The organism is Microvirga calopogonii, assembly GCF_003347665.1.
Taxonomy (GTDB): Bacteria; Pseudomonadota; Alphaproteobacteria; order Rhizobiales; family Beijerinckiaceae; genus Microvirga; species Microvirga calopogonii.
In genome coordinates this window covers 39,803-48,621 of sequence record NZ_QDGA01000036.1, presented here as the reverse complement: position 1 = coordinate 48,621, position 8,819 = coordinate 39,803, and the positions used below count along the sequence as shown (strand labels likewise).

The window sequence follows — 8,819 nt, the reverse complement described above, 5'->3', positions numbered from 1 at the left end:
CCGTTCTTATGCATCGGAAGAGGGATGAGGGCTGGCGGATGTAGCTTAAGCACTTGAAGCAGCGTAGGATTTGGTTGCTGAAGCCGATCCTGCTCTCCGTTCGAGGCTGCCACACCCGCCATGCCGGACGATACACCTGCCACCTTCCCGTTTCCAGCCGTGTCCCGCAAGAAGATCACCGCCGCGTTCGACGGCGGGCGCTTGTCGTCCGACGGCGGCGTCATGCTTCTGGCCCAGGCCGAGCGCCGCCTTGGCATCGCCGAGCGGCTCGCCGGCTTCATCCCGGATCGGCGCGATCCCGTCCGCGTGACGCACGCGATCACAGACATGCTCCGCGCCCGCATCTTCGCCATCGCGTGTGGCTATGAGGACTGCAATGACTTCGGCCCGCTGCGCGCCGATCCGGCGTTCAAGCTCGCCTGCGGGCACCTGCCGGAGACTGGAGCGGATCTGGCCTCGCAGCCGACCCTCTCGCGGCTGGAGAATGCGCCGACGATCCGCGATGCGATCCGGTTGACCTATGCTCTGGTCGATCAGTGGATGGACAGCTATGTCACGCCCCCTGACGGAGTGGTGCTGGACATCGACGACACCTGCGACGTGGTGCATAGGCACCAGCAACTGTCCTTGTTCAACGCGCACTATGACGAGCGCTGCTTTCTGCCGATCCATGTCTATGACAGCACCGGCCGCCCGGTGGCGATCGTGCTGCGGCCGGGCAAGACGCCCTCCGGCCGTGAGGTGCGGGCTTACTTGCGACGCCTCGTGCGCCGCATCCGCACACGTTGGCCTCTCACGCAGATCACGATCCGCGGCGACAGTCACTATGCCCGCCCCGAGGCCATGGACTTCTGCGAGCAGAACGGCGTCAGCTATCTGTTCGGGCTGGCCGGCACCCGGCCGCTCACCGCCAAAGTCCAGAACGAGGCGGATGCGGTGCGCACCCAGCGGGCGGTGGACGACTGCGAGGTCGTGCGTGGCTTTGCCGAGACGACACACCGGGCCAAGAGTTGGTCGTGCGAGCGTCGCGCGATCGCCCGCATCGAAGCCACCCGCCTGGGGCTCGACATCCGCTGTGTGGTCACCAACCTGATCGGGACCAGCGCGCGGGTCATCTATGAGAGCCTATATTGTGCCAGGGGCCAAGCCGAGAACTGGATCAAGTTCCACAAGGCGCACCTCGCGTCCGACCGAACCTCGTGCCGGCGCGCGGTGGCCAACCAAGTTCGGCTGGTGCTGCACACGGCCGCCTACTGGCTGATGCTGGCGGTGCGGGAGGCGATCCCGGCTGCACGCGATCTCGCCCGGGCTGAGTTCGCCACGCTGCGGTTGCGCCTGCTCAAGATCGCCGTGCGGGTGCAGGAAACGGCGAGCCGCATCCGACTGGCCTTCGCCTCCGGCTGCCCGGACGCTGACCTCTTCCGCGCCGTAGCGGCGACACTCCTGCCCAGCCCGCGAGCAGCCTCGCCCTGAGAGACGGGGCCGCCATCGCCCTGATCGCTCTATCCTGCCCCTGCCAACGCGTTCCCCACGTGCCAGACCTCGCTGCGGTGAAAGAGACGCAACGGATTGGCTCGCCTCGCCGCAAATCAGGTCAATGCAGCAAACTCTGGTGAATAGGAACGGCTAAACCTGCGAAGTGAGTACGGCAGGATCACCTCCGGAAAAGGATGCCAAAGGCTTCCGGTCGGTGTCCTCCGCGCGCGTGGACGTCCGCGTGGGCTCAGAAGGTGTGACCGCCAGTGTAAAGATCTGCGTTGTCACGATCGTCGCCGCCAGGACGAACAAATAGGTCAGCACGAGCGGTAGCGCCGGCAGGAAGTTGAATTGAGGAAATGCGCCGAGGACGAACGGCACATACCAAGACGTTCCGGAAATGGCACCGGATGTGAGCAGCAGGAAGCGCTGGCTTGGGCCCAAGCCATCGAACAGAGGGCGCCCGATGTGATCATGGATCAGGGGCAAGACGGTTCGGTGGATGAAAATTCCGTTCAGGGTCAGGACACTGACGACAATCAGCTTGGCCCAGACTTTCTGGTTCGACAGCTTGATGGGGTCAAAATAGCTGTAGAAGACGAGGAATCCCAACCCTGTTATCCAGAGAAGAAGCAAGCCGAAGGCAACGATCCTGGAAAATAGATGAATAACGTCGTAATGATCTTTGCTGACCTTATGGGGGATAACAAATCTAAGTATGAATATATCGAGCAATGTTGCTGTTCCAAGCCCAAACACCAATCCGATAAGATGACCGATGATCAGGCTTGACTTTAAGGTCGCCACTGGGTCGACCATAATTCTGTCTAGCAAAATTTGTGGAAACATGAGCTCTCTCCCCAGACTTTGATATTGTGGGCAGATTCTCAATTTACATGGATTTTCCCGTGAAAAATGGCGAAAACTTGGAAGTCATGCCTGCAATGATAAGAAAAATTAACATAGATCTATATAAAATTGGCTAGTACTTTATGTACTTACTATTAGGTCTTGTCCAAGACCTTAGATTCTTGAACATGCCATGTTTGCAGCTACCTATGTCCAGCTTCCAAAAAGATCTGTTCTGTCATTCAGCTGCTTGATCATGTTTATGCGGGGCAACATCTTCGGTCTGTCAAATGGATCACATCGGCCTGACAATGGATCAGCCCCGTTGGATGCTTGCCAGATTGGTCGGAAGACTTGAGCGGGTCGGGTCGGAGGCCACCGGAATTCCCGCGAGAGCCGTATATTCAGGGCGATGGCAGCGCCCGCCGAAGATTCAGTCTTTGGCATAAAGCACGAAGTGGCGGCTTCGCCCTGCGAACTCACGTTCGTATTCCCGCCCGATCCGCCAGCCATGCCGCTCGTAGAACCGGCGCGCGGCGTGATTGTCGCGAAAGCATTCGAGGCTCTTCGCGCCCTGTGCTTCGGCTTCACGCAACAGAAGCGCACCGCCGCCCCTGCCGCTGGCGACGGGATCCATGAACAGCATGTCGATGTGGTGGTCCGTCATGAGCAGGAATCCGACCGGGCTTCCGTCGGAGACCGCGACCAGCATGCGTTCCCATGAAGCGGTGAACCGCTCGGCGAAGAAGGCGGCGTCCCGGCCCACGAGCACGTCCGGCTCCAGAATATCCGCGAAGGCCGCCCGATAGGACCGCTCGGCGATGGCTGCCAGAGCCGGAATATCATCGGCCCCGGCAGGCCGCGCGATCACGATTGGCCCCGCAGGCGCGGATCGAGCGTGTCGCGCAGGGCGTCACCCAGGAGATTGAACCCGAAGGACAGGAACAGGATGGCGAAGCCGGCGAAGATCGCGCTCCATGGCGAGAGCATGAGGAAGTTGCGGCCCTCCGACAGCATCAGGCCCAGCGACGGCGTGGGCGGCTGCGTGCCGAGGCCGAGGAACGAGAGCGAGGCTTCGACCAGGATGGCGGCGGAGAGCAGCAGGCTCGTCTGAACCAGGATCACGGAAGCGAGGTTCGGCAGGATGTGCAGGAAGATGATGCGCGCGTCCGACGCGCCGATCGCCTTCGCGCCCGCCACATATTCGCTTTCGCACAGAACGAGCGCCGGGCCGCGCAGGAGGCGGGCGAAGATCGGCGTGTAGACGACCGCGATGGCGGCGGCCGCGCTGTAGGTGTGAGGTCCCAGGACGGCGATGATGCCGATGGCGAGCAGCATCACCGGGAAGGCGAAGAGCACGTCCATGACGCGCATGATGATGCGGTCGAGCCAGCCGCGGTAATAGGCGGCGATGAGGCCGAGCGCACCGCCGGCGAGCAGCGCGATGCCCACGGCGAGCAGGCACGCGATGAGCGAGGTACGATAGCCGTAGAGGATACGCGTCAGCACGTCCCGGCCGAGCTGATCCGTGCCGAACCAGTTGAGTTCGGACGGGGGGCGCAGGCGCCGCGCGACGCTCTGCGCCATGGGGTCGTAGGGAGCAAAGAGCGGCGCCCCGATGGCGAGGATGAGCTGGATCGCCACCAGGATGACGGCAAAGGTCAGAAGCTTGTTCTTGGCCAGCTGCTTCACGGCTCAGGCCCTCACACGGGGATCGACGACGATGTAGAGGAAGTCGACGAGAAAGTTCACGAACACGAAGCCTGCCGTCACCACCAGGATGGTGGCCTGGATCAGCGGATAATTGCGCTCGGCGATGGCCCCGAGGATCAGGCGGCCGAGACCCGGAATGGCGAAGACCTGCTCGACCACGATGGCGCCGCCGAGCAGATAGCCGGTCATGATGCCGACGCTGGTGAGAAACGGGATCAGCGCGTTGCGCAGGGCGTGCTTATAGACCACGCGCCGCTCCGGCAGCCCCTTGGCCCGGGCGGTGCGCACGTAATCCTGCCCCAGCGCATCGAGCATGGCCGAGCGCACGAGGCGGGAGAGATTGGCGAGGATCGGCAGCGCCAGGGCGAAGGCGGGCAGCACCATGCGCTGGAGATTGCCGACGGGATCCTCCGAGAAGGGCACGTAGCCGAGCGACGCGAACCCCGGGGCCCAGCTGGAAAGAAGAAGGATCAGCACGATCCCGAGCCAGAAGGACGGGATCGTCAGGCCCGCGATGGCGGAAACGCGCATGGCCACGTCTGCCGCGCCGCCGCGCGTCTGCGCCATCAGGCAGCCGACCGGGACGGCGAGAACGGCCCCGACGAGGAGAGACAGGAAGGTGAGCTCAAGCGTCGGCCACAGATGCAGGAGGATCTCGGTCGAGACCGGCCGGCCCGTCCAGAGCGAGGTGCCGAAATCACCACGAAGCGCCGATCCGGCCCAGAGCAGGTACTGCTCGATGATCGGACGGTCGAGGCCGACGCGGCGGTTGAGCTCAGCCATGCGCTCGGGCGTGATCTCGGTATTCGCTCCGAGCATGATCGCAACCGCGTCGCCGGGGATCATCCGGATCATCAGGAACACGATGACAGACACGCCGAAGAGGACGATGACGAGATCGATGAGGCGTGCGAGCAGGACGCGGTTCATACGGACGGGCTCTCTTCAAATGAGCATCCCGGCGCCGCGCGAGAGCGGCGCCGGGATGGCGGCAGATGATCAGTAGGACGCGTTGCGCAGCATCAGGAGCGAGCGGTTCGGCATTGTCTCGAAGCCCTGCAGCTTGCTGTTCATGGCCGAGAACAGGGTGCCGTAGGTCAGGTGCGCCACCGGACCCGAGCAGGCGAGCTTCTGCTGCACCTTGTCATAGGCGGCTTTCCGCGCCGCCTGGTCCTGCTGGGTGCGCGCCTGGTCGAGCAGCCCATCGATCTCGGCATCCGAATACTTGAACACGTTGGTCGATCCGCCGGTGCGGAACGTGCGGTAGAAGTAGTCGTCCGGATCGGGCTGGCCGGCATTGATCGAAGCGAACAGGTCGAAGTTGCTGTTGCGCCAATCCTGGATGAACTGGCCCTGCTCCTGGTTGACGAGTTCGACCTTGAAGCCGGCCTTGTTCAGCTGCTCCTGTACCACCTGGGCGACGTCCTTGATGTCCTGGCGCGGCAGGACCTTCATGGTGACGGCGACCGGCGTGGCGACGCCCGCTTCCTTCAACAGCGCCTGCGCCTTGGCGGGGTCGGGCTTGTAGCAGGCGAACTGGTTCACATCGAGCGCCCAGTTCTTCAGGGCCGGCGACAGCGGACCGCCGGGCACGCCGGCGCCGAAGAGGGCCGCGTCGACGATCTCCTGGCGGTTGATGGCGTAGTTCACGGCCTCGCGCACCTTCGGATTGTCGAAGGGCGGCTTCGACACGTTCATGCCGATGAGCGTGTAGGCGAGATCCATGGTCTCGGAGAGCTTCACGTTCGGCTTGCCCTTGAGCTGCAGGGCGGTGGCCGCATCGATGTTGGGCAGAAGCGCATATTGCCCGTTGCTCAGACCCACCTGACGGGTCGCCGATTCCGGCACGATGTTGAACTTGAGGCCTGCGAGCTTCGGCATGCCCTTGTCCCAATAGGCCTCGTTCTTGGTCAGAAGAATGAAGCCGTTCGGCTGCCATTCCTGGAACTTGAACGGTCCCGTGCCGACGGGAGCCTTCTGCAGGGCGTCCTTGTTCGCCTCCATGCTTCCCGGCACGATGGCGATGGTGGCGAGCGAGCTGAGGAGCGCGGCGGACGGCTCCTTGAGCCTCAGTTCCACGGTCGTGGCATCCACCGCGTTGGCTTTCTCGACAGCCGAGAGGCGGCTTGCGAGCGGTGAAGCGATATCCTTGCTCAGCACGCGGTTGATCGAGGCGACCACGTCCTTGGCCTCCATGGCGGAGCCGTCATGGAATTTCACGCCCGAGCGCAGCTTGAAGGTATAGGCCTTGCCATCCGGGGCGACGGTCCAGGATTCGGCGAGGCCCGGGACGATCTTCAGGTCCTTGTCGACGGCCGTCAGACCTTCATAGATGTTGCCGTTCACCACCATGAAGCTCGGGAAAGCCGTGATGAGATGCGGATCGAGGCCCGTGGGGCCATTGTCCGCTCCGATCTCCAGAACCTGAGCCGAGGCGGAGGCCATCGCCGCCACCATGAAACCTGCACCGATTGCGCTGCGCAGTGCTGACCTGACCATGCGTCTTTTCTCCCTTGGAAGCCGCCGAGGATTTATAGGCCATCGCCGGGAGCCTGTCATGGTCCAATCTCATACCACTCTGGACCAGTTCAGCGCCTGTGCTATGGTCTCTCGCACAATCGAAGCATCCCGGAGCAGCCCATGTCGCAACGCCCCCTCGTCAAAGCCATCGGCGTGATCAGCGGCACGTCCATGGACGGGATCGACGTCTCCATCGTGGAAACGGACGGCGACACCGTCGTGAAGCTGGGGCCGGGACGGACCTTCTCCTATCCGGAGGATCTGAGGAAGACGCTCCAGGCGCTGATCGCCGAGCCGGCACGGGCGCAGAGCGAGCCGCTGGAGGATCTCGAGCGGGCAGTGACGGACGCGCATATCGCGGCGATCCGGCGTTTCATGACGGAAACCGGCATCCCCGCCGCTGACGTGAGCCTGATCGGCTTCCACGGCCAGACCGTCTATCACCGGCCGGAGGTTCGCTTCACGCGCCAGCTCGGCCTCGGCGACCGGGTGGCAGCGGCGCTCGGCATCGACACCGTCTATCGCTTCCGTCATGCGGATGTGGCCTCGGGCGGCGAAGGCGCGCCTTTCGTGCCGCTCTATCACCGGGCCCTGGCGAGCGAGCTGTCACAGCCGGTCATGATCCTCAATCTCGGCGGCGTCGGGAACGTGACCTATATCGACCGCGATACGGTGATCGCCTTCGACACCGGCCCCGCGAGCGCGCTGCTCGATGATTTCATCCTGCGCCGCCGCGGTCTGAGCTTCGACGAGAACGGACAGCTCGCGGCCTCCGGAAAGGCGGACGCGAACCTCGTTGCGGAGTTCATGCTCAACCCGTTCTTCGACCGCCCCGCCCCGAAATCCCTCGACCGTCAGGACTTCCATGCCCGCGCCAAGGGCGTGGAGGCGCTGTCCGATGCGGATGGCGCCGCGACTCTGGCGGAGTTCACGATCCAGTCCGTCATTGCCTCCCTGCGCCACGTTCCGCGCGCGCCGCAGCGCTGGCTCGTCACCGGCGGCGGACGGCGCAACGCGCATTTCATGAAGCGCCTGCACGAGGAATTGGGAGTGCCCGTCGATCCCGTCGAGGCCGTGGGATGGGACGGCGATTTCCTGGAGGCGCAGGCCTTCGGGTATCTGGCCGTGCGCTCCACGCTCGGCCTGCCCCTGAGCCTTCCCACGACGACCGGCGTGCCACATCCCATGCCCGGCGGCGAACTGCACCGCGCCGCGTGAACCTGCCATGCCCCTGACAGCAACGATCGAACGGGCCTTCGCGCCTGCCGCCGCATCCGTTCGCGACGGCAGGATTCCCGGTGCCGTGCTCGGCATCGTCACCGCCGACGGCGAGCGGGCCGTGCAATGGGCCGGCCATGCACAGATCGAGCCGGAACGCGAAAGCGTTTCTCGTGAAACATGGTTCGATCTCGCGTCCCTGACCAAGGTCATCTTCACCACGACACGCATCCTGCATCTCGTGGAAGCAGGCAGGATCGCGCTCGACGATCCCCTCGTGACCGTCATCCCGGACCTTCGCCAATACGACATGAACGCGGCGGAGCGACGGCTCACCTTCCGCCAATGCCTCGCGCACCAGACGCATCTGCCCGCCGTCGAGCCGCTCTACACCTACGGCCAGGATCCGAACACCTTGCGCGCCTTCATCCTGCAGCGCGTCTGGCAAAGCGGGCCTCCGGTCTATTCCGACATCAACTTCATGCTGCTCGGCATCGCCATCGAGCGCATCACCGGACAGGCGCTGATCGATCAGCCGCTGCCTGAACGCTTCTCGTTCCGGCCCGACCCGAAGCTTTGCGCGGCAACCGAAAAGGACACATGGCGCGGGCGCGTCGTTCGTGGCGAAGTGCATGACGAGAACGCCTTCGCCCTCGGCGGGGCTTCGGGCCATGCGGGATTGTTCGGCACCATCGACGGCGTGCTCGATTTCGCCCGGTCGATTCTCAACGGCTCCGTCCTTTCGCCCGAGTCCATCAAGGCCATCCGCACGCGCGAATCGGAGAAGCGCACGGTCGGATGGGAAGGCTTTCATCCCGGCTGGCATGGCGGCGATTCCTGTTCCCCCGGCACCATCGGTCACACGGGTTTCACAGGCACCGGGTTATGGCTCGATTTCGAGCGCGGCCTCGCCTGGTCGCTGCTCACAAATCGCGTTCACCCGAGCCGTCACACGGACAGCGGGATTCTGGCCCTCCGCCGTGCAACGGGCGAGCAGGTGATCGCGTTGTTCGACCAAACCGCGCGACTTTAAGGATGCCAAC

Annotated in this window: 8 protein-coding genes; 3 read left to right on the top strand and 5 right to left on the bottom strand. The window is 63.8% G+C overall.

Annotated elements, in window-relative coordinates; translation table 11 throughout:
- Positions 1-120: 120 nt before the first annotated feature.
- Positions 121-1,473 (top strand): IS1380 family transposase, encoded by a 1,353-nt coding sequence (locus DDF70_RS21685; RefSeq protein WP_114946366.1) that lies wholly within the window; start codon positions 121-123, stop codon positions 1,471-1,473.
- 153 nt (positions 1,474-1,626) lie between these two features.
- Here DDF70_RS21685 and DDF70_RS21680 read toward each other — a convergent pair whose 3' ends face one another.
- From DDF70_RS21680 to DDF70_RS21660, 5 genes are all read right to left on the bottom strand, one after another.
- Entirely contained in the window at positions 1,627-2,325 is a 699-nt protein-coding gene (locus tag DDF70_RS21680; RefSeq protein WP_114946903.1) for a hypothetical protein, read from the bottom strand.
- A gap of 433 nt (positions 2,326-2,758) precedes the next feature.
- Positions 2,759-3,196 carry a GNAT family N-acetyltransferase gene (locus DDF70_RS21675; RefSeq protein WP_114946902.1) on the bottom strand — a complete coding sequence of 146 codons (438 nt, stop codon included), beginning with the start codon at positions 3,194-3,196 and terminating at the stop codon, positions 2,759-2,761.
- A complete protein-coding gene (locus DDF70_RS21670) occupies positions 3,193-4,017 on the bottom strand; it encodes an ABC transporter permease (protein WP_114946901.1) in 825 nt (274 codons plus the stop codon). The genes DDF70_RS21675 and DDF70_RS21670 overlap by 4 nt, the downstream gene beginning before the upstream one ends.
- Before the next feature lie 3 nt (positions 4,018-4,020).
- Positions 4,021-4,968, bottom strand: coding sequence for an ABC transporter permease (locus DDF70_RS21665; protein ID WP_114946900.1), 948 nt, complete (start codon positions 4,966-4,968; stop codon positions 4,021-4,023).
- Positions 4,969-5,037: 69 nt separating this feature from the next.
- Positions 5,038-6,537: an ABC transporter substrate-binding protein gene (locus DDF70_RS21660; RefSeq protein ID WP_114946899.1), complete on the bottom strand. Its 1,500-nt coding sequence runs from the start codon at positions 6,535-6,537 to the stop codon at positions 5,038-5,040.
- A 141-nt stretch (positions 6,538-6,678) separates the two neighbouring features.
- Between DDF70_RS21660 and DDF70_RS21655 the strand changes: the two genes are divergently transcribed.
- Both DDF70_RS21655 and DDF70_RS21650 read left to right on the top strand, forming a co-directional pair.
- Positions 6,679-7,776 (top strand): anhydro-N-acetylmuramic acid kinase, encoded by a 1,098-nt coding sequence (locus tag DDF70_RS21655; RefSeq protein ID WP_114946898.1) that lies wholly within the window; start codon positions 6,679-6,681, stop codon positions 7,774-7,776.
- Between the two features lie 7 nt (positions 7,777-7,783).
- Positions 7,784-8,809 carry a serine hydrolase domain-containing protein gene (locus DDF70_RS21650; RefSeq protein ID WP_114946897.1) on the top strand — a complete coding sequence of 342 codons (1,026 nt, stop codon included), beginning with the start codon at positions 7,784-7,786 and terminating at the stop codon, positions 8,807-8,809.
- The last annotated feature ends 10 nt before the right edge of the window (positions 8,810-8,819 follow it).